Annotated in this window: 15 protein-coding genes; 13 read left to right on the top strand and 2 right to left on the bottom strand. The window is 67.4% G+C overall.

The window, feature by feature from the left end; all coding sequences use genetic code 11:
* Nucleotides 1-4 precede the first annotated feature (4 nt).
* Nucleotides 5-2,086 (bottom strand): 3-hydroxyacyl-CoA dehydrogenase NAD-binding domain-containing protein, encoded by a 2,082-nt coding sequence (locus tag QQA13_RS08985; RefSeq protein ID WP_108472985.1) that lies wholly within the window; start codon nucleotides 2,084-2,086, stop codon nucleotides 5-7.
* Nucleotides 2,087-2,406: 320 nt separating this feature from the next.
* On the opposite strand from QQA13_RS08985, the gene QQA13_RS08980 reads away from it, so the two are divergent.
* From QQA13_RS08980 to recO, 11 genes are all read left to right on the top strand, one after another.
* Nucleotides 2,407-2,901, top strand: a complete 495-nt coding sequence (locus QQA13_RS08980; RefSeq protein WP_108472984.1) for a hypothetical protein — start codon at nucleotides 2,407-2,409, stop codon at nucleotides 2,899-2,901.
* Between the two features lie 12 nt (nucleotides 2,902-2,913).
* Nucleotides 2,914-5,481, top strand: a complete 2,568-nt coding sequence (locus QQA13_RS08975; RefSeq protein WP_108472983.1) for a putative bifunctional diguanylate cyclase/phosphodiesterase — start codon at nucleotides 2,914-2,916, stop codon at nucleotides 5,479-5,481.
* 192 nt (nucleotides 5,482-5,673) lie between these two features.
* Nucleotides 5,674-6,288: an RNA polymerase sigma factor RpoE gene (rpoE, locus tag QQA13_RS08970; protein WP_108472982.1), complete on the top strand. Its 615-nt coding sequence runs from the start codon at nucleotides 5,674-5,676 to the stop codon at nucleotides 6,286-6,288.
* On the top strand, nucleotides 6,285-6,959 hold the full coding sequence (locus QQA13_RS08965) for a sigma-E factor negative regulatory protein (RefSeq protein ID WP_108472981.1): 675 nt from the start codon (nucleotides 6,285-6,287) through the stop codon (nucleotides 6,957-6,959). The genes rpoE and QQA13_RS08965 overlap by 4 nt, the downstream gene beginning before the upstream one ends.
* A gap of 162 nt (nucleotides 6,960-7,121) precedes the next feature.
* Entirely contained in the window at nucleotides 7,122-8,594 is a 1,473-nt protein-coding gene (locus QQA13_RS08960) for a Do family serine endopeptidase (protein WP_108472980.1), read from the top strand.
* 171 nt (nucleotides 8,595-8,765) lie between these two features.
* On the top strand, nucleotides 8,766-10,559 hold the full coding sequence (lepA, locus tag QQA13_RS08955; protein ID WP_108472979.1) for a translation elongation factor 4: 1,794 nt from the start codon (nucleotides 8,766-8,768) through the stop codon (nucleotides 10,557-10,559).
* Between the two features lie 45 nt (nucleotides 10,560-10,604).
* Nucleotides 10,605-11,501, top strand: coding sequence for a signal peptidase I (gene lepB, locus QQA13_RS08950; RefSeq protein WP_108472978.1), 897 nt, complete (start codon nucleotides 10,605-10,607; stop codon nucleotides 11,499-11,501).
* Nucleotides 11,502-11,685: 184 nt separating this feature from the next.
* Nucleotides 11,686-12,069 carry a DUF4845 domain-containing protein gene (locus tag QQA13_RS08945; protein WP_108472977.1) on the top strand — a complete coding sequence of 128 codons (384 nt, stop codon included), beginning with the start codon at nucleotides 11,686-11,688 and terminating at the stop codon, nucleotides 12,067-12,069.
* Between the two features lie 3 nt (nucleotides 12,070-12,072).
* The gene (gene rnc, locus QQA13_RS08940) at nucleotides 12,073-12,732 is read left to right on the top strand and encodes a ribonuclease III (RefSeq protein ID WP_108472976.1); all 660 of its coding nucleotides are present in this window, start codon (nucleotides 12,073-12,075) and stop codon (nucleotides 12,730-12,732) included.
* 116 nt (nucleotides 12,733-12,848) lie between these two features.
* Entirely contained in the window at nucleotides 12,849-13,781 is a 933-nt protein-coding gene (gene era, locus QQA13_RS08935; protein WP_108472975.1) for a GTPase Era, read from the top strand.
* An 88-nt stretch (nucleotides 13,782-13,869) separates the two neighbouring features.
* Nucleotides 13,870-14,595: a DNA repair protein RecO gene (recO, locus tag QQA13_RS08930; RefSeq protein WP_108472974.1), complete on the top strand. Its 726-nt coding sequence runs from the start codon at nucleotides 13,870-13,872 to the stop codon at nucleotides 14,593-14,595.
* On the opposite strand, the gene QQA13_RS08925 is transcribed toward recO, so the two are convergent.
* A complete protein-coding gene (locus tag QQA13_RS08925; RefSeq protein ID WP_325051475.1) occupies nucleotides 14,592-15,329 on the bottom strand; it encodes a response regulator in 738 nt (245 codons plus the stop codon). The genes recO and QQA13_RS08925 overlap by 4 nt on opposite strands.
* A 45-nt stretch (nucleotides 15,330-15,374) precedes the next feature.
* Here QQA13_RS08925 and QQA13_RS08920 point away from each other — a divergent pair, with 45 nt between their 5' ends.
* Both QQA13_RS08920 and QQA13_RS08915 read left to right on the top strand, forming a co-directional pair.
* The gene (locus tag QQA13_RS08920; RefSeq protein ID WP_108472972.1) at nucleotides 15,375-17,396 is read left to right on the top strand and encodes a hypothetical protein; all 2,022 of its coding nucleotides are present in this window, start codon (nucleotides 15,375-15,377) and stop codon (nucleotides 17,394-17,396) included.
* Nucleotides 17,397-17,447: 51 nt separating this feature from the next.
* Nucleotides 17,448-18,053, top strand: coding sequence for a YdbL family protein (locus QQA13_RS08915; RefSeq protein WP_108472971.1), 606 nt, complete (start codon nucleotides 17,448-17,450; stop codon nucleotides 18,051-18,053).
* Nucleotides 18,054-18,114: the final 61 nt, after the last annotated feature.

The raw sequence follows: 18,114 nt of genomic DNA, 5'->3' as shown, positions 1-18,114 counted from the left end.
TCGGTCAGTTCACGGACGCGGCCGGCAACTCGAAACCACGCTGTGCCAGCACCGGAAGATCCCAGCCGTTCTTCGGCTTGAACCGGTCGCCGTAGCGCTGTGCCAGCTGTTCGAGCCTGGCCTTGAGCTTGTCGGCGCCTTCGCTGCGTGCGTACTGGATCGGGCCGCCGCGGAACGGCGCGAAGCCGGTGCCGAAGATCACCCCGGCGTCGAGCAGGTCGGCGTCGTCGACCACGCCGTCGGCAAGGCAGGCGATCGCCTCGTTGACCATCGGCAGGATCATCCGCTCCTGCACGTCCGGTGGCGTCACGTACTCCTTGTCGACCTCGGGCTTCTGCGGCCTGCCATCCTGCCACACGTACAGACCCTGGCCGTCCTTCTTGCCACGCTTGCCGGCCTCGAGTTTTTCGTCGAGTCCTGGCGGCAGTTCCAGTCCCAGGAACGGCGCCAGTTCCCTGCCGACCGAGGCGCAGACGTCCAGGCCCACCGTGTCGGCCAGCTCGATCGGGCCCATCGGCATGCCGAACTTCTTCGCCTCGCGATCGAGCACTGGGCCGGGCACGCCTTCGCTATATAGCCGCATGGCCTCCAGCAGGTAGGGCATCAGGATGCGGTTGACCAGGAAGCCCGGGGTGCCCTTGACCGCCACCGGCAGCTTGCCGATGGCCTTGCAGAACGCCAGCGCGCGTTTCTCGATGGCCGGGTCGAGCTGGTCGTGGCGCACCACCTCGACCAGCGGCATCTGCGCCACCGGGTTGAAGAAGTGCAGGCCGAGGAAGCGCTGCGGCGCCTTCAGATCCTTGCGCAACTCGTCCAGCGGGATGCTGGAGGTATTGCTGGCGAGGATCTCGTCAGCCTGGAACTGCGGTTCGATGCCGGCGTACAGGGCTTCCTTCGCCCGCGCGTTCTCGTAGATCGCCTCGATCGCCAGGTCGGCCGTAGCCACGCCGGCGCCCTCGATGTCCGCACGCAGACGGCGCATGGCCGCCTCGACCTTTTCGGGTGTCTTCAGCTTCTTCTCGTACAGCGCCCGGGCGCGGTCCAGTGCCGGCTGGACGAATTTCATTTCGCGGTCCTGCAGGCTCACCTCGAAGCCCTTGAACGCCGCCCACGCGGCGATGTCGCGGCCCATCACGCCGGCGCCGACCACGTGCACGTGCTTGATGCCATGCTCGATGCCGCCGCCCTGGCCCTTCAGCCGTTCCTGCAGGAAGAAGATGCGGATCAGGTTCTGCGCGGTCGGCGTCTGCGCCAGCTTCGCCACCGAGCGCGCCTCGACCTTCAGCCGCTGCTGGATGGCCGAGCCGCCGCGCTTCCATACGTCGATCATCGCAAACGGCGCGGGGTAGTGTTCCTTGCGCACCTTGGCGGCGGTCTGCTTGTACACCATCGGTGCCAGGATCTGCCGGGCCAGCCAGGTGTTGCTGGCCCAGGCCATGGCGCGTCGGGTGAACGGGCGCGCTGCAGGGTGGCGCAACAGCAGTTTCGCTTCGGCCAGCAACTCGTCGGGACGGGCCAGCCGGTCGACCACGCCCAACGCCAGCGCGCGCCTTGCCGACAGCGATTTTCCGGTCAGCATCAGCGGCAGCGCCTCGGTGGCGCCGATCAGGCGCGGCAGCCGCGCGGTGCCGCCCCAGCCGGGATGGATGCCCAGCATCACCTCGGGCAGGGCGATCCGGGTCCTGTCGTCATCGGCGGCGATGCGTTGGCGGCAGGCCAGGGCCAGCTCGGTGCCGCCGCCCATGCAGGTGCCGTGCACGGCGGCCACCGTGGGACAGGGCAGCCGCGCCAGCGCCTCGTAGACGCGCTGGCCGTGCTCGATGTTCTCCAGCACGGTGTCCTGCTTCGCGTACTCGATGAATTCCTTGACGTCGGCGCCGACGGCAAACCCCGAGGGCTTGGCCGAATGAATGATGACGCCGGCCGGCTTCTCGATGGCCAGCCGCTCGACGATCTGCTCGAGTTCGTCCAGCACCGCGCGGGAGATTGCGTTGACGCTGCTGTTGGCGCGGTCCAGGGTCAGCGTGACGACGCCGTCGTCGGCTTCGCTGGTCTTCCAGTGGTTGAAGCGCAGTCCTTCGAACATGGGCGTACAGGCGTGGTGGTCGAGGCCTGAACCATACCGTTCCGCCGCCATGATTGCGAGATGTGACGTGCTTGCTTGACCCTGTGCCGGCGCCGGTGTGAAATCGGGCCTGTTCCGGGAAAACGGCCCGTCGTGGCTGGCCGGGCGGGCAGCGGGTCGGTCATCGGTGGCACGGCCCGGGGTTGCAGGACAATGGAACGATCCACCGTGGTTCAATGGGCCTCGCAACGGCCGGGTATCGCCCGGCCAGCCCTCCGGCCAGTCGCCGGCAGGCCGATTTCACCAGTGCACTATCGCCGACACGGCAGGACGGTGACGCAATGACTCCAGCACTGGCCTCTGTTCCACCGCAAGCCGGCGCCGAGATTTTCGAGCGGATCCTGGCGGCTGCGAGTGGCCTCGTGGTGCTGGACTGCAAGGACGTCCCGACCCTGATCGAGCAGTTCCGCGCGATCGCCCGGCATACCGGGCAGGCGGTGTACCTGTGGCAGCCCGATACCGGCCTGGGCAGTTTGCGCGATGCGCAGGTACGGGTGCCGGACTGCCAGCGACTGGGCAATGCGTTGCGCTACATGCAGCAGAGCATGCATTTCGGCGTGTACTTCCTGTTCGGGCTGGAGCTGCCCCTGTCGGCGATGGACGCCACCTTGCTGCGTCAGCTTGCCCGCGCGCCCAAGGGCCATTTGCGCCGTGTCGTGCTGATCGACGCGCCGGTGGCGCTGGTCGAGCACCTGGGCGAACTGGCAGTGCGCGTAGGCAGCGAAGACAGCCTGCCGCGTCGCCTGCGCCTGCGCGACGGCCGCTGGCTGGTTTAGGCAGGCATGCAGATGAATTCCGGCATTCTGGTAGTCGCCGCACAGCGCGAATTGCGCCGCAGCCTGTTCGATGCGCTCGATCAGGCGGGTTATCCGCAGATCCATAGTGCCCGCGACATATCGCACGCGGCGATCCTGCTGGAGGGGCGTGCGTCGCTGCCACCGCTGCAGCTGATCGTGGCGGTACTGGCCGGCGACGAGCAGCAGGCGCGCAACAGTTGCGAGCAATTGCGCCGCCTGCCGGGCGGTGCGGACACGCCGCTGATCGTGGTGCTGGGCGAGGACGCCACGCTGAATCCCGCCGAGCTGCCGGCCGGCATCGTCGACTGGCTTTCGACCGCGCAGATCAGCAGCGAGCTGGTACCACGCTGGCGACGCTCGCAGGCCGGCAACGCCCAGCGTCCGCGCCAGCTGGCCGCTGCACCGGACGACGGTGCGCATGAGGATTACCGCTACGTATTCGAGGAAGGCGACAGTGAGTGGCTGATCGCCGACGCACAGACCGCTCGTCTGCTTGAGGTCAGTCCCACGGTGGCACGGCACAGCCGCATGCATGCCAGCCAGTGGGAGGGCTTGCCGCTGGCCGAGGTGCTGCGCTTCGAGGGCATCGCGATCGAGCAGGTGCTGGCCGAGGCCAACCGCGGCTGGTATCCCTGCCAGCGCAAGTCGGCAGTGGGTGTCGACACCGGCCAGGCCAGCGTGCGGCGCATCCAGCACGCCGGACGCGAGGCGCTGGCCCTGATGTTCCGCAGTGATCGCGCCGACCTGCGGGCAGAGGCCGCGCTGTCGCTGCTGTCGCGCATCTTCGCCTCGACCAGCGGGGTTGACGCGCAGACCGCCGCCGGCCGCCTGCTGTTCGACGAGCTGGGCCTGGATTACCTGGCTGTCTGGTCGGCGCGCCAGGATGGCGCCGACGCGCCGGTGCAGATGCTGCAACTGTGGAATGGCGACGCCCTGCAGTGGCCGTCGGCGCAACTGCAGAGTTCGCTGCAACTGGTGCTGGGCGGCAAGCCGCTCCTGCACCGCACCGACGCGAAACGGCTGGCGTCGATGGACCCGCTGCTGCAGCAACTTGAGCTGTCCGGGTTTGCCGGCCTGCCGCTGTACGACGAACGCCATACCGTGCTCGGCGCGATGCTGGCCGGCAGCCGGCGCGGCTTCGGCGAGATGGGCATCATCGAGCCGGTGCTGCGCTGTGCCGCGGCGCGCTTCGCGCAGATGCTGGAACTGGGCCGCACCCGTGAACAGGGCCGCGCCGAGGGCCTGGTCGACGCCCTGACCGGCTTGCCGAACCGGCTGCTGTTCAACGACCGGCTGGACACGATCATCCGCGAGGCAACCCGCAACGGCGAGTGTTTCGCCGTGCTGTTCGTCGACCTGGACCGTTTCAAGGCGATCAACGACACCTACGGTCATGCCGCCGGCGACCAGGTGCTGCGCACGGTCACCCAGCGCCTGTGCGGCAGCATTCGCGCTTCCGACACGGTGGCGCGTTATGCCGGCGACGAGTTCACCGTCGTGCTGCGCCACATCGTGAAGAACGACGACGTGCTGCGCGTGGCCGAGAAGATCGTGCAGGTGATGGAGACGCCGCTGTACCTCGAGGACGGCACCGAGCTGCAGGTGACCGCGTCGATGGGCCTGAGCTTCTTCCCCGACGACGCCGGCGACGCGCAGACCCTGCTCAAGCATGCCGACGAGGCGATGTACGCGGCCAAGCACCAGGGTCGCAACACGTTCCAGATCTACGAGGTCAGCCCGGAGTACGCCCAGCAGCACGGCATGGCGCTGAAGACGCGCTTGCGCCATGCCGAGGGCAACGGCGAGCTGCGCGTGGTCTACCAGCCACAGGTCAACACCGAGACCGAAGACATCATGGGGATGGAGGCGCTGGTGCGCTGGGAGCATCCCGAACTGGGCATGATCAGCCCGGCGGTGTTCATCCCGCTGGCCGAGGAGACTGGCCTGATCGTCTCGATCGGCGAGTGGGTGATGCGCACGGCCTGTCACCAGGCGAAGGAGTGGGAGCAGCACTACGGCCTGCGCCTGCGCCTGGGCGTGAACCTGTCCGCGGTGCAGCTGATGGAGCCGCAACTGCTCGACACCGTGGCCACCGTGCTGCGCGAAACCGGGCTCGATCCCACCCTGCTGGAAATGGAGGTCACCGAGAGCATCAGCATCAAGGAAGCGCCGAACCTGGTCGAGAACCTGCACGCGCTGCACCGGCTGGGCTGCCACATCGCGATCGACGATTTCGGCACCGGCGCCGCCTCGCTGGACTACCTGCGCCGGCTGCCGGCCGACCGCATCAAGATCGACCAGAGCTTCGTGCGCAACATCGGGGTGGACCCCGACGACGAGGCGATCGTGCGCGCCACCATCGAGATGGCGCACCGGCTGAAACGGGCCGTGGTGGCGGAAGGCGTGGAGATCGAGCAGCACCTGCAGTTCCTGCGCCAGCACGGTTGCGACGAGTTGCAGGGCTACCTGTTCTGCCGCCCGCTGCCGCCGGCCAGTTTCGACAAGCTGCTGGCCGAGCGCCAGCGCCTGCTGGAGGCGCGGGTGGCCGAGCCGGCTTGAGCCGGCGGCGGACGTCCCCATAACTGATCCGGCCCGTCACGGGTCCGGGGTGCCTGGCCAGGCATGACAACCTGCCAACAGGCTGTGCGTTATGGTGAAGACGATACCCAGGTGCATGCTGAACTCGGGCAACAGACTGTGGTCTGAGCGCCGCGTTCAGTTCAAAACAAGCTCCCGCAGCGGAAGACGGCATTGACGACGGATACGGCCCGTACGGGCGAAAACGAACTGGATCGCGCGCTGGTCGAGCGGGTCCAGCAGGGAGACAAGCGGGCCTTCGACCTGCTGGTGCGCAAATACCAGCACAAGGTGATCGGGCTGGTCTCGCGCTACGTGAGGAGCCACGCCGAGTGCGAGGACATCGCGCAGGAGTCGTTCATCCGGGCGTGGCGGGCGATCGGCTCGTTCCGCGGCGACAGCGCGTTCTACACCTGGCTGTACAAGATCGCGGTGAACACCGCCAAGAACCACCTGGTGGCGATGGGGCGGCGCCCGCCATCCGGCGACATTGATGCCGACGACGCCGAGTTCATGGCCGGCGCCGAGCGCATGCACGACAGCGCCACGCCCGAGCGCGAGCTGATGCGCCAGGAAATTGAACAATCCGTGTTTTCCACTGTCCAAGCCCTGCCCGAAGAGCTGCGGACCGCCATTACGCTGCGCGAAGTGGATGGCCTCAGCTACGATGAAATCGCCGAAGCGATGGGCTGCCCGATCGGTACGGTGCGTTCGCGCATCTTCCGGGCGCGCGAGGCGATCGACGAGAAGCTGCGGCCCCTGTTGTCGGACCGCGAGGATCAGACATGAATCAGGCAGGCATGAATCAGGACACCCGGGAAAGTCTTTCCGCGGGCATCGATGGCGAGTTGTCGAAGGAGCAGCTGCGTTTCCTGCTGCGCCGGCTCGATCACGATGCCTCGCTGCAGCAGGCCTGGGGCCGCTACCACATCGCCCGTGACAGCCTGCGCCAGCAGTTGCCGCCGCTGGCCGGAGCCGGTTTTTCCGCGCGGGTGATGCTGGCGATCGAGCAGGAGTCGAAGCCCGTCGCGGCATCGGCCCGGCGCAACCACTGGCTGCGCTGGTCCACCGGTGGCGCGATCGCTGCCAGCGTGGCTGCCGCTGCCCTGATGATCGGCCAACCGACCGGCGATGCCGAGCGCCTGACTGCATCGACCACCCGGCAGGCCAGTGCGGTCGCCGCTGCCACCGCACCGGCTAACAAGCCGGCCGCTCCCGCCACGGTGCCGCCATGGCTCAGCGGCAATTCCGCCGGACTGCTCAGCCAGCAGGCCTCGGCCACCTTCGGTGCGCCGTTCGGCCAGGGCCAGTCGGCCTATGCCCAGCGCCTGTCTGCTTACCCGTCGATGCCCCGTTACCGGACGCTCGACAACAACGACGGCAGCTACCTGCTGCTGCTCGACCCGGAGCAGCAGGTTGCGCCGGCTACCTCGCGCCGGGCTTCCGCCGTCGCGCAATAAGCACGGCCGCGCGTGATTGCCCGCGGCTTGTCCTCACCAGTTTTCGCCTCCATCGACCCGTCGCACGGGTCGATCGGTGGCATGTGTCCCGAGCGGGCACGGCGCCACCCGTGTCATCCATCCACTTGAAGCCTGTTGGCTGAAATCAACCAAGGAGGAGCCATGAACCATTCCATCTTGCGCAACCTGGCGTGCTGCGCACTGCTGGGCATCGCCGGTACCGGCACGCTGCAGGCGCAGGTGCCGACTGTGGCGGCGCTGCCGGACTTCACCGGGATCGTGCAGAAGAACGCACCGGCCGTAGTGCATGTCGAAGCCCGCTACAACGGCGAGCGGCAGGGCGACAGTCGCAGTGCGGGCGGACAGATGATGCCCGGCCAGGGCATGCCGGATGATCCGCAGGCGGAGATCCTGCGACGCTTCTTCGGCATGCCGATGATGCCGTCGCCGCAGGAACAGAAACACACCTCGCTGGGCTCGGGCTTCATCATTTCCAGTGACGGCTACATCCTCACCAACAATCACGTGGTCGACCACGCCGACAAAGTGACCGTGCGCCTGCAGGACCGGCGCACGCTGACTGCCCGGGTAATCGGCACCGACCCGACCTACGACATCGCCCTGCTCAAGGTGGATGCCGGCGGCGCGCTGCCGGCGGTGACCCTCGGCGATTCGCGCAGCCTGAAGCCCGGCCAGTGGGTGCTGGCGATCGGTTCGCCGTTCGGCTTCGACTACACCGTCACCCAGGGCATCGTCAGCGCGGTGGGCCGCAACCTGGGCCAGCGCGACCAGCCATACACCTCGTTCATCCAGACCGACGTGCCGATCAACCGCGGCAATTCCGGTGGCCCGCTGTTCGACCTGCAGGGCCGCGTGGTCGGCATCAATTCGCAGATCTATTCCAACACCGGCGACTACCTCGGCGTGTCGTTCTCGATCCCGATCGACGTGGCGATGAATGCCGTGCAGCAGCTCAAGAGCAAGGGTTACGTCTCGCGCGGCATGCTTGGCGTGACCATGCAGCCGGTCGACGACGACATCGTCAAGGCCTTCCACCTGGAGAATGGCGCGGGCGCCGCCGTGGTCGACGTCAGCCCCGGCAGTGGTGCGGCGAAGGCCGGCATCCAGCCCGGCGACATCATCCTGGCCTACAACGGTCAGCCGCTGCAGCAGGCGGCGGACCTGCCGCCGCTGGTGGGCATGACCAAGCCGGGCAGCAAGGTGCCGGTGGAAATTCTGCGCAACGGCAAGAAGCAGACGCTGGATGTCACCATCAGCGAAGCCTCGCGCGACAAGACTGCGGTGAACAACCAGGGCGCCATGCCCTCGTCGAGCCGCAGCGGTTCGGCCGCGCTGGGCCTGACCGTGCAGTCGATCGACAACGACACCCGCACGCAACTGGGACTGAAGCCGGGGCAGGGTGTGGTGATCGGCGACATCACGGGGCCGGTGGCGGCGCAGGCTGGCCTGCGCGCCGGTGACGTTATCCTGATGGTCAACCAGCAGAAGATCGGCAGCGTGGCCGAGTTCGAGGCGGCGACCAAGGGCGTGAAGGCCGGCAGCACGGTGCTGTTGCTGGTGCGCCGCGGCGAGCAGAGCAACTTCGTCGGCCTGACGGTACCGGAGGACAAGTGAGCGGGCGGCAGTGCGCGGCCGGGCAGGCGGTACCTTGGCCGCGCGAGTTCGTGCGTGGTGGCGGCGGGTTCCATGCGATAATGCCGGGTTAGCGTCGCTTTATGGTGATGCGCCGCCACGCATGGTGCGTGGCGGCAGGACCCAAGCCCGACGACAGGCCGCCAGCGCTCCATGGAATTGATCCGCAACTTCTCCATCATCGCCCACATCGACCACGGCAAGTCGACCCTGGCCGACCGCATCATCCAGCTTTGCGGCGGCCTGGCCGACCGTGAGATGGAGGCGCAGGTGCTGGACAACAATCCGATCGAGCGCGAGCGCGGCATCACCATCAAGGCGCAGTCGGTGTCGCTGCCGTACAAGGCGCGCGACGGCAAGACCTACCAGCTAAATTTCATCGACACGCCCGGCCACGTCGACTTCTCCTACGAAGTCAGCCGCTCGCTGGCCGCCTGCGAGGGCGCGCTGCTGGTGGTGGACGCTGCCCAGGGCGTGGAGGCGCAGTCCGTCGCCAACTGCTACACCGCGGTGGAGATGGGCCTGGAAGTGGTGCCGGTGTTGAACAAGATCGACCTGCCCACCGCCGACATCGAGAAGGTGAAGGGCGAGATCGAGGCGGTGATCGGCATCGACGCCACCGATGCGGTGGCGATCAGCGCCAAGACCGGGCTCAACGTGATCGAGGTGCTGGAGGCGATCGTCGCGCGCATCCCGCCGCCGAAGCCGCGTGACACCGACCGGCTGCAGGCGCTGATCATCGACTCGTGGTTCGACAACTACCTGGGCGTGGTGTCGCTGGTGCGCGTGATGCAGGGCGAGATCAAGCCCGGCGACAAGCTGCTGGTGATGTCCACCGGGCGCACCCACGAAGTGGACGACGTCGGCGTGTTCACGCCCAAGCGCAAGAAGCTGGACAAGCTCGGCGCCGGCGAAGTGGGCTGGATCAACGCCTCGATCAAGGACGTGCACGGCGCGCCGGTCGGTGACACGCTGACCCTGGCCGCGAAGCCGGCCGAGAAGGCGTTGCCCGGCTTCCAGACCATGCAGCCGCGCGTGTTCGCCGGCCTGTTCCCGGTGTCCTCGGACGACTTCCCGGCGATGCGCGAGGCGCTGGACAAGCTGCGCCTCAACGACGCCGCGCTGTTCTTCGAGCCGGAATCCTCCGAGGCGATGGGTTTCGGCTTCCGCTGCGGCTTCCTCGGCATGCTGCACATGGAAATCGTGCAGGAGCGGCTGGAGCGCGAATACGATCTGAACCTGATCACCACCGCGCCGACCGTGGTGTATGAGGTGCTCAAGACCGACGGTTCGATCCTGATGCTGGACAACCCGGCCAAGTTGCCGACGAATTCCAGCCTGGTGCAGGAAATCCGCGAGCCGATCATCGTCGCCAACATCCTCACGCCGCCGGACTACATCGGCAACGTGATCACCCTGTGCGAGGAGAAGCGCGGCGTGCAGCGCTCGATCCAGTACCTGGCGACCCAGGTGCAGATCAGCTACGAGATCCCGCTGGCCGAGGTGGTGCTGGATTTCTTCGACCGGTTGAAATCGGTCTCGCGCGGCTACGCTTCGATGGACTACCACTTCGACCGCTTCGAGGCAGGCCCGTTCGTGCGCGTGGACGTGCTGATCAACGGCGAGCGCGTGGATGCGCTGTCGCTGATCGTGCACCGCAGCCATGCCGACCGCCGCGGGCGCGATCTGGTCGAGCGGATGAAGGACCTGATCCCGCGCCAGCAGTTCGACGTGGCGATCCAGGCCGCGATCGGCGCGCAGGTCATCGCGCGCTCCACGGTGAAAGCCTTGCGCAAGAATGTTCTGGCCAAGTGCTACGGCGGCGATGTCAGCCGCAAGAAGAAGCTTCTGGAAAAGCAGAAGGAAGGCAAGAAGCGCATGAAGCAGGTCGGTCGCGTGGAGATTCCGCAGGAAGCGTTCCTGGCTGTACTGAAGGTCGACAAATAACAAGTGCGATCAGCGATGATCCGTCAGGCAACCTGGAGTTAAGGCATGGAATTCGATTTTTCGGCGATTCTGCTTGGCCTCACCGTGCTGTTCGGCGTGGTGTGGGGCCTGGATCGGCTGTTCCTGTACAAGAAGCGCAAGGCACGGCTCGAGGCGGCCGGCGAGGAATACCGCGACCCGATGCCGGTGGACTGGTCGCGCTCGCTGTTCCCGGTGGTGCTGGTGGTACTGCTGTTGCGCTCGTTCGTGGCCGAGCCTTTCCGCATCCCGTCCGGTTCGATGATGCCGACGCTGGATGTGGGCGACTTCATCCTGGTCAACAAGTTCGCCTACGGCTTGCGCATGCCGGCGTTCAACAACAAGCTGGTCGACCTCGGTGAGCCGCAGCGCGGCGACGTGGTGGTATTCCGCTTCCCCGGTTACCTGTGCCAGGACGGCGGCAAGCTGGTGCGCAGCGGCGACATGAGCTGCAACGACCCGCAGGCGCCGGTGCCGGCGCAGAACTGGATCAAGCGGGTGATCGGCCTGCCGGGCGACAGCATCGAGGTGCACGGCGCCGAGCTGTGGGTCAACGGCCAGCGCGTGACCGCCGACGAGATCGGCCCCTACGTGGGCAACCCGCAGCGCAGCGTGGACCAGATCATGCTGAACATGGGTGCGACGGTATGGACCGAGCACCTGGGCAAGGTCAACCACATGATCGCGCGGATGCCGGCCTACACCACGCCCAATTCGATACCGAACGACCGGGTGCCCTCGAAGGTGCCGCCGGGCTGCTACCTAGTGATGGGCGACAACCGCTACGACAGCCTGGACAGCCGCTGGTGGGGCTGCATGCCGGAGCAGAACCTGGCCGGCAAGGCCTTCCTGATCTGGATGAGCTGGAAGGGCTGGGGTACCGGTGGCGTGGATTTCTCGCGGATCGGCACGGTCATTCACTGAGGCCTGCCGCGGCAGGCCCGGCGGGCGAAAGCGTGACGCGGTCGAAGCGTTGCGCACACGCGGCCGCCAACAGTGCGAGAATCCGCAGGCATAATCGGCATACCGGCACGTGCGGCGACGTCAGCCATGCCCGGATCACCATCCACAGACAGGCACGCCGAACAGGCGGCATAGCGAGGGGACTATGAAATCGAAGCAGTCGGGTGTCACTCTGATCGGGTTCCTGATCATCATGGCCATCGTGGGCTTCCTGGCCTACATGGGCATGAAGCTGCTGCCGTCGTATTCGGAGTACATGGGCGTGGTCAAGGCGATGAACCAGGTCGCCACCGAGGGCACCAATGGCAGGTCGCTGGACGATATCCGTCGTGGCCTGATGTTCAAGATGGGCTTCCAGTACGTCGACGACGCCACCATCCAGCCGAAGGACATCACCATCGTGCGAGACAGCGGTGGTGCCAACAAGCTGCGCGTGGCCTACGACAAGCAGATTCCGTTCATGTACAACATCGACTTCCTGCTGCACTTCGACAAGAGCGTGCAGTTGCAGGGCAATGTGGGCCAGTAACTTTTGGAACTGAACTATCGTTTTCGCGATGCGGCACTGGCGCAGCTGGCGCTGACCCACCGCAGCATCGGCAAGCCAAACAACGAGCGACTGGAGTTCCTCGGTGATGCACTGCTCGGTGCGATCGTCGCCGAGATGCTGTACGAAGCCCACCCCAAGGCCAGCGAAGGCGAGCTGTCGCGGCTGCGCGCGCAACTGGTCAACGGCCAGGCACTGGCCGTGGTGGCGCGCGAGCTGGACCTGGGCGACGGGCTGAAGCTCGGCCCCGGCGAGTTGAAGAGTGGCGGCTTCCGGCGTGATTCGATCCTGGCCGACGCGTTCGAGGCGATGGTCGCCGCGGTGTACCTGGATGGTGGTTTCGATGCCTGCCGCGAGACCGTTCGCGGGCTGTTCGCCGAGCGCATCAGCGCCTTGCGCCGCTCCTCCAAGGACGCCAAGACGCGCTTGCAGGAATGGCTGCAGGCCAAGGGCCTGCCGTTGCCGCAGTACGAGCTGGTCGCCAGCCACGGCGAGGACCATGCCAAGACCTTCGACGTCAGCTGCACGGTCAGCGAGCCGATGGCGTTCACCGTCGAAGCGCATGCCGGCAACCGCCGCGCCGCCGAACAGGACGCGGCCGAAATCGTGCTGAACCAGCTGCTGGAGCAGCAGCGCACTCCCTGATTCCCCCGTTTCCGCCGAGGCTGCCGCCGGTCTGGCGGCGCCGCCGCGTGGCCCACCGGCCTGCCTTTCCGGCGAAGCACTACACTTGCCATCCGACTCGTCGAGCACACCACGTCATGAACCACGAACTGGACCCCGCCGGCGGCAAGCTGCCGCATGAGAATTTCCGCTGCGGCACGGTCGCGCTGGCCGGACGCCCGAACGTGGGCAAGTCGACCCTGCTCAATGCGCTGATCGGTTTCCGCCTGTCGATCATCAGCCCGCGGCCGCAGACCACCCGCCACCGCATCCTCGGCATCAACACCAGCGAGGCCGGGCAGATCATGTACGTCGACACGCCGGGCCTGCACCGCGGCGCCAAGCGCGCGATGAACCGCAGCCTGAACCGTGCCGCGCGCTCGGCGATCAGCGACGTCGACCTGGTGGTGCAGGTGATCGAGGCCGGCCGCTTCACCGACGAGGACGAGGCGCTGTACGCCGCCCTGGTCGAACAGTCGTCGCCGCGCCTGCTGGTGATCAACAAGGTCGACCTCAACAAGGACAAGACGGTGATGCTGCCGTTCGTGGCCGAGCTGGTGGCGAAGCACAGCTACGACGAGATCCATTACGTCAGCGCGCTCAAGGGGCAGGGCCTGAAGGAACTGGAGCAGGCGATCCTCAAGCGCCTGCCGGTGCAGCCGCCGGTGTTCGGCGAGGACGAGGTCACCGACCGCAGCGAACGCTTCCTCGCCGCCGAGATGGTGCGCGAGCAGCTGATGCTGCGGCTCGACCAGGAGCTGCCGTACGCAACCACGGTGGAGGTCGAGCAGTTCAACGACCGTCCCGACGGCATCGCCGAGATCCACGCGATCATCTGGGTCGAGCGTGCCGGCCAGAAAGCCATCGTGATCGGCAACGGCGGCGCCCAGCTCAAGGCGATCGGCACGAGTGCGCGGCGTCACATGGAGCGCATGTTCGAGCGCAAGGTGTTCCTGAAGCTGTGGGTGAAGGTGCGCGAAGGCTGGGTCGACGACGAGAACATGCTGAAGAAGTTCGGCTATACGGATTGACGCGGGAATCGGGAATGGGGAATAGGGAATCGTTGGAGCGGGTCCCGGCTTTTCCGATTTCCGACTCCCCATTCCCGATTCCCTGCCAATGCGCATCGAACAGCAACCCGCCTACGTCCTGCACGCGCGTGCGTATCGCGAGACGTCGCTGCTGCTCGAATGCCTGACCCGCGAACACGGCCGGCTCGGTGTGGTGGCGCGCGGCGTGCGCGGCGAGCGGGCGCGTTTGCGGCGGGCCCAGCTGGAGCCGTTCCAGCCGTTGACGATGGACCTGCTGCTGCGCGGCGAGATGGCCACGCTGACCGCGGTTGAAGCGGTGGGCACGCCGGCGCGGCTGCCCGGCGATGCCGGCCTGGCCGGGCTGTATCTCAACGAACTGGTGGTGCGCCTGACCGGCCGGCAGGATCCCTACCCGCGACTGTTCGATGCCTACGCCCGGACCCTGGCGCGGCTGGGCGCCGACGAGCCGCTGGCGTGGAGCCTGCGCCGCTTCGAGCGCGACCTGCTGGAGGCGCTCGGCTACGGCCTGCAACTGCAGCACGAGGCGGACTCCGGCGAACCGCTGGAGGCGCAGGCGTCCTACCGCTACCTGGTCGAGCAGGGTGCCGTGCGCTGCGCCGCCAGCAGCCCGCACGCGCTGCGCGGCAGCGACCTGCTGGCGCTGGGGCAGGACCGGACGCCCGACACCAGCGGCCTGAAGTCCCTGCGCGACATGATGCGCGAGGTGATCCGCTTCCATCTGGGTGGCGGCGAGCTGCGCGCCTGGCGGGTACTGGCGATGGCGGTTTCGGGCCGCCGCGGGATACCCGACTAACTGTCCAGCGCCTGCAGCGTCGCCAGCAGGGCCTTGTGGAAGCGCGCCAGTGCGATCGGCGTGGCGCCACGCAGCAGCAGTTGCCGCTGCAACAGCACGGTCTGGGTGGACAGCGCGGCCGCGCCGCAGAAGCCACAGGATGAGCGCAGCCGGTGCAGGCGCTCGCTGAAACCGGCACGGTCGCGGCTCAGCGCATCCAGTTCCTGATGCAGCAGGGCCAGCTCCTCGCGCAGCAGCAGCCGCAGGGCGCGCATGGTGGTGGCGTCACCGGTGGCGGTCAGCGCAGCCCGGTCGTCCAGCACGCGGACGTCGCGGCGATCCGGCTGCACCAGTGCCAGCACGTCCTGCAGCTTGGCCAGGCCGCAGGGCTTCAACAGGATCTCGCTGAAGCCGGCGTCGAGTAGCGATTGCCGGGTACCCGGTTCCAGTTCGGCCGTGGTGGCCACTGCGATGCTTTCCGCCGAGCACGCCTGTTCGTCTTCGCGCAGTGCGGTCAGGATCTGCAGCGCTCCGGCGCCGGGCATGCGGCAATCCAGCAGCAGCAGGTCGAACGGCTCGGTGCGTGCCCGTTGCAGGGCCGTCATGCCGTCCATGCAGGCTTCCGCCCGGGCGCCCATGGAGTCCAGCCCGTCGCACAGGAAACGGCAGCTGCCGGGGTCGTCGTCGGCCACCAGCACCCGGATACGGGTGGCGCTGGCAGGGTCGGAATCGGTGTTGGCGAGGAGGCTGCTCATGACGAAATCCATATCGTTCATCCTGATTTGGCAGAATGGCCCGACATGCGCCCGACTTCAAGCCATTTCCTGCTGTGCTGCTGCCTGTTGCTGGGGGTCGGCTGGGCGCTGCCTGTACGGGCGCAGGTGCTGCTGACGGCGAAGTCGATCAGCGTTCCCGGCGTCCGTCTGCAGGCAGTGACCCTGCGCCTCGATGAGGAGGCCGGCGGCGGACTGCGGCTGCAGTTGAGCGCCGGGCAGGCTGACGTGCCAGCGATGGGCTGGCGACGGCTGGGCCTGACCCTCGACGGCAACCTGCAACGGGACGCCCGCCTGAGCTGGATCCTCGACGGCAACGTGCGCCTTTCGGGTGCGCCGGGTGGCGCGCTCAGCGATGCCCACGTGAACATCCTGCTCAGCGAGGCGGCCAACACCGTGCAGGTCGATATCCTGCAGGGCAAGGCGCATGCCAACGCCGCGCTGCCGCTGGACCAGCCCACCCACGCGCAGATCAGCCTGGACAACCTCCCCGCCGGCTGGCTGCAGGGCCTGCTCGGCACGGTCTGGTCGGGGCGCCCCACCGGCGGCCGGCTGGATGCCGAACTGGCGCTGGACCTGCGCAATCAGGGCCTGCAGTCGTCCGGGCAGTTCACCCTGGCCGGCCTGGGCTTCGACACCCCCAGCGGTACCCTGGCCGGGCAGGGGCTGGGCGGCAGCGGGCGTTTCAACCTTGACACCACGACCGGCCCGGCCCGGATCGAGCTGGATGCCAGCCTGCATGGCGGCGAGCTGTTGCTGGGGCCGATCTATGCCAGGTTGCCGGATCATCCGGTGCAGCTGGGGCTGCATGCGATTGCACAGAACGGCGCGTTCGAATTGAGTCGCCTGCGCGTGAACGATGCCGATGCACTGCAACTCGACGGCACGCTGGCCTTCGATGCAAAAGGCGCGCTGAAGAGCCTGCGGCTGGACCACATGCACGCGAATTTCCCCGCCGCCTATCAGCGCTACGGCGAGGCCTGGCTGAGCACGCTGGGCCTGCGCAACATGCGCATCGCCGGCCAGCTCAGCGGCAGCCTGGACCTGCGCGCGGACGGCCCGCACGGCTTCGCGTTCAACACCGACGGGCTGAGCCTGGCCGACGCGGATGGCCGGCTGGCGGTCGATGGCCTGCAGGGCGGGCTGGACTGGGCAAGCGATGGCGAGCGGCAGGCCACGACACTGGGCTGGCGCAGCCTGCAGTTCTACCGCATAGCGAACGGCGCCGCGCAATCGCAGTGGCAGAGTCGCGCCGGCACACTCAGCCTGCAGCAGCCGCTGCAGGTGCCGATCCTGCAGGGCCAGTTGCGTATCGGCCAGCTGGACTGGCGTCCGGCAGCGGCCAGGGGGCAACGGCTGGCGGCTTCGCTGGCGCTGACCGGCGTCGACATGGCTGCGTTCAGCCGGGCGATGGGCTGGCCGGCATTTCCCGGCACGCTGGGCGGGGCGATCCCGTCGCTGCGCTGGGTCGACGATCGTTTCGAGCTGGATGGTGGCCTGTCGGCCAGCGTGTTCGGCGGTTTCGTCGACATCACCGATCTCTCGCTGCAACAGCCGTTCGGCGCCACGCCGGTGCTGAATGGCGATATCACGCTGAAGCAACTGGACCTGGCCGCGATCACCAGCGTGTTCGACTTCGGCAGCATTACCGGCCCGCTGGACGGCTCGATCCAGAACCTGCGCCTGGTCAACTGGAACCCGGTCGCGTTCAAGGCCAGCCTGCTGGCGGGCGCGGGCGGCCGGATCAGCCAGCGCGCGGTGAACAACCTCACCGCTGTCGGTGGCGGCGGCATTGCCGCGGGCCTGCAGGGCGCCGTGCTGAAATTGTTCAAGACCTTCGGCTACAAGCGCATCGGGCTCAACTGCACGCTGCAGGGCACGCTGTGCCGGATGAGCGGCCTGGAGACCACCGACGACGGCTACACTATCGTCGAAGGCAGTGGCTTGCCGCGGCTGCAGGTGGTTGGTCACCAGACCCAGGTCGACTGGCCGACCCTGGTGCGGCGCCTGCAGGAAGCGATCCATGGAGCGGCACCGCAAATCCGCTGAACCGGGCACGGGCGTTGGCTCTTTCACTCTTTTCAACTGCTGGAGTTCGTCATGCGCAAGCTCGTCTACGTCATCCTGACCTCGCTGGCCGTGGCGCTGGTCGGCTGCGTCACCATCAACGTGTATTTCCCCGAGGCCGCCGCGCAGAAGGCCGCCGACCAGTTCATCGGCAACGTGCTGGACCAGGCGGCGCCCGCCACGCCGGCACCGAAGGCGCAGCAGCCGTCGGCGAAGAATGGCGGCCAGCGGCCGTCGGCGATGCTGCTCGACCTGCTGGTGCCGGCCGCGCATGCCGCCGACACGCCGGACATCCGCATCCGGACCGCCGCCACCGATGCGATCAGCGACCGCATGCAGGGCCGCTTCCAGGGCGCACTGGGCGACCTGCTCGACAGCGGCGCGGTGGGCTTCACCCGTGACGGCATGGTGGCCATGCGCGATGCCACCAAGGTGCCACTGAGCCAGCGCGCGCAGGCGAACGCCACGGTGGCCGACGAGAACCGCGACCGCACCGCGCTGTACCGCGAGATCGCCAACGCCAACAACCACCCGGAATGGGAAGCGCAGATCCGCGCCACCTTCGCCAAGAGCTGGATCGAGAAGGCGCACGCGGGCTGGTATTACCAGAACGCATCGGGCGCCTGGCAGAAGAAGTAGGTCGCAGGCGCCATCCGGGCCGATCTGGGATAATCGGGGGCCAGCCAGCATGGCCCCATCG

The organism is Rhodanobacter thiooxydans, from assembly GCF_030291135.1.
Classification (GTDB): Bacteria; Pseudomonadota; Gammaproteobacteria; order Xanthomonadales; family Rhodanobacteraceae; genus Rhodanobacter; species Rhodanobacter thiooxydans_A.
This window is presented reverse-complemented; position numbering and strand designations above follow the sequence as displayed.

What these genes read in the sequence shown, in the direction of transcription:
- QQA13_RS08980 (WP_108472984.1), top strand. Translation starts at nt 2,407, where the DNA reads ATGACTCCAGCACTGGCCTCTGTTCCACCGCAAGCCGGCGCCGAGATT.
- QQA13_RS08925 (WP_325051475.1), bottom strand. Translation starts at nt 15,329, where the DNA reads ATGAGCAGCCTCCTCGCCAACACCGATTCCGACCCTGCCAGCGCCACC.
- QQA13_RS08920 (WP_108472972.1), top strand. Translation starts at nt 15,375, where the DNA reads ATGCGCCCGACTTCAAGCCATTTCCTGCTGTGCTGCTGCCTGTTGCTG.
- QQA13_RS08975 (WP_108472983.1), top strand. Translation starts at nt 2,914, where the DNA reads ATGAATTCCGGCATTCTGGTAGTCGCCGCACAGCGCGAATTGCGCCGC.
- QQA13_RS08960 (WP_108472980.1), top strand. Translation starts at nt 7,122, where the DNA reads ATGAACCATTCCATCTTGCGCAACCTGGCGTGCTGCGCACTGCTGGGC.
- recO (WP_108472974.1), top strand. Translation starts at nt 13,870, where the DNA reads ATGCGCATCGAACAGCAACCCGCCTACGTCCTGCACGCGCGTGCGTAT.
- lepB (WP_108472978.1), top strand. Translation starts at nt 10,605, where the DNA reads ATGGAATTCGATTTTTCGGCGATTCTGCTTGGCCTCACCGTGCTGTTC.
- QQA13_RS08965 (WP_108472981.1), top strand. Translation starts at nt 6,285, where the DNA reads ATGAATCAGGCAGGCATGAATCAGGACACCCGGGAAAGTCTTTCCGCG.
- QQA13_RS08985 (WP_108472985.1), bottom strand. Translation starts at nt 2,086, where the DNA reads ATGTTCGAAGGACTGCGCTTCAACCACTGGAAGACCAGCGAAGCCGAC.
- lepA (WP_108472979.1), top strand. Translation starts at nt 8,766, where the DNA reads ATGGAATTGATCCGCAACTTCTCCATCATCGCCCACATCGACCACGGC.
- QQA13_RS08915 (WP_108472971.1), top strand. Translation starts at nt 17,448, where the DNA reads ATGCGCAAGCTCGTCTACGTCATCCTGACCTCGCTGGCCGTGGCGCTG.
- QQA13_RS08945 (WP_108472977.1), top strand. Translation starts at nt 11,686, where the DNA reads ATGAAATCGAAGCAGTCGGGTGTCACTCTGATCGGGTTCCTGATCATC.
- era (WP_108472975.1), top strand. Translation starts at nt 12,849, where the DNA reads ATGAACCACGAACTGGACCCCGCCGGCGGCAAGCTGCCGCATGAGAAT.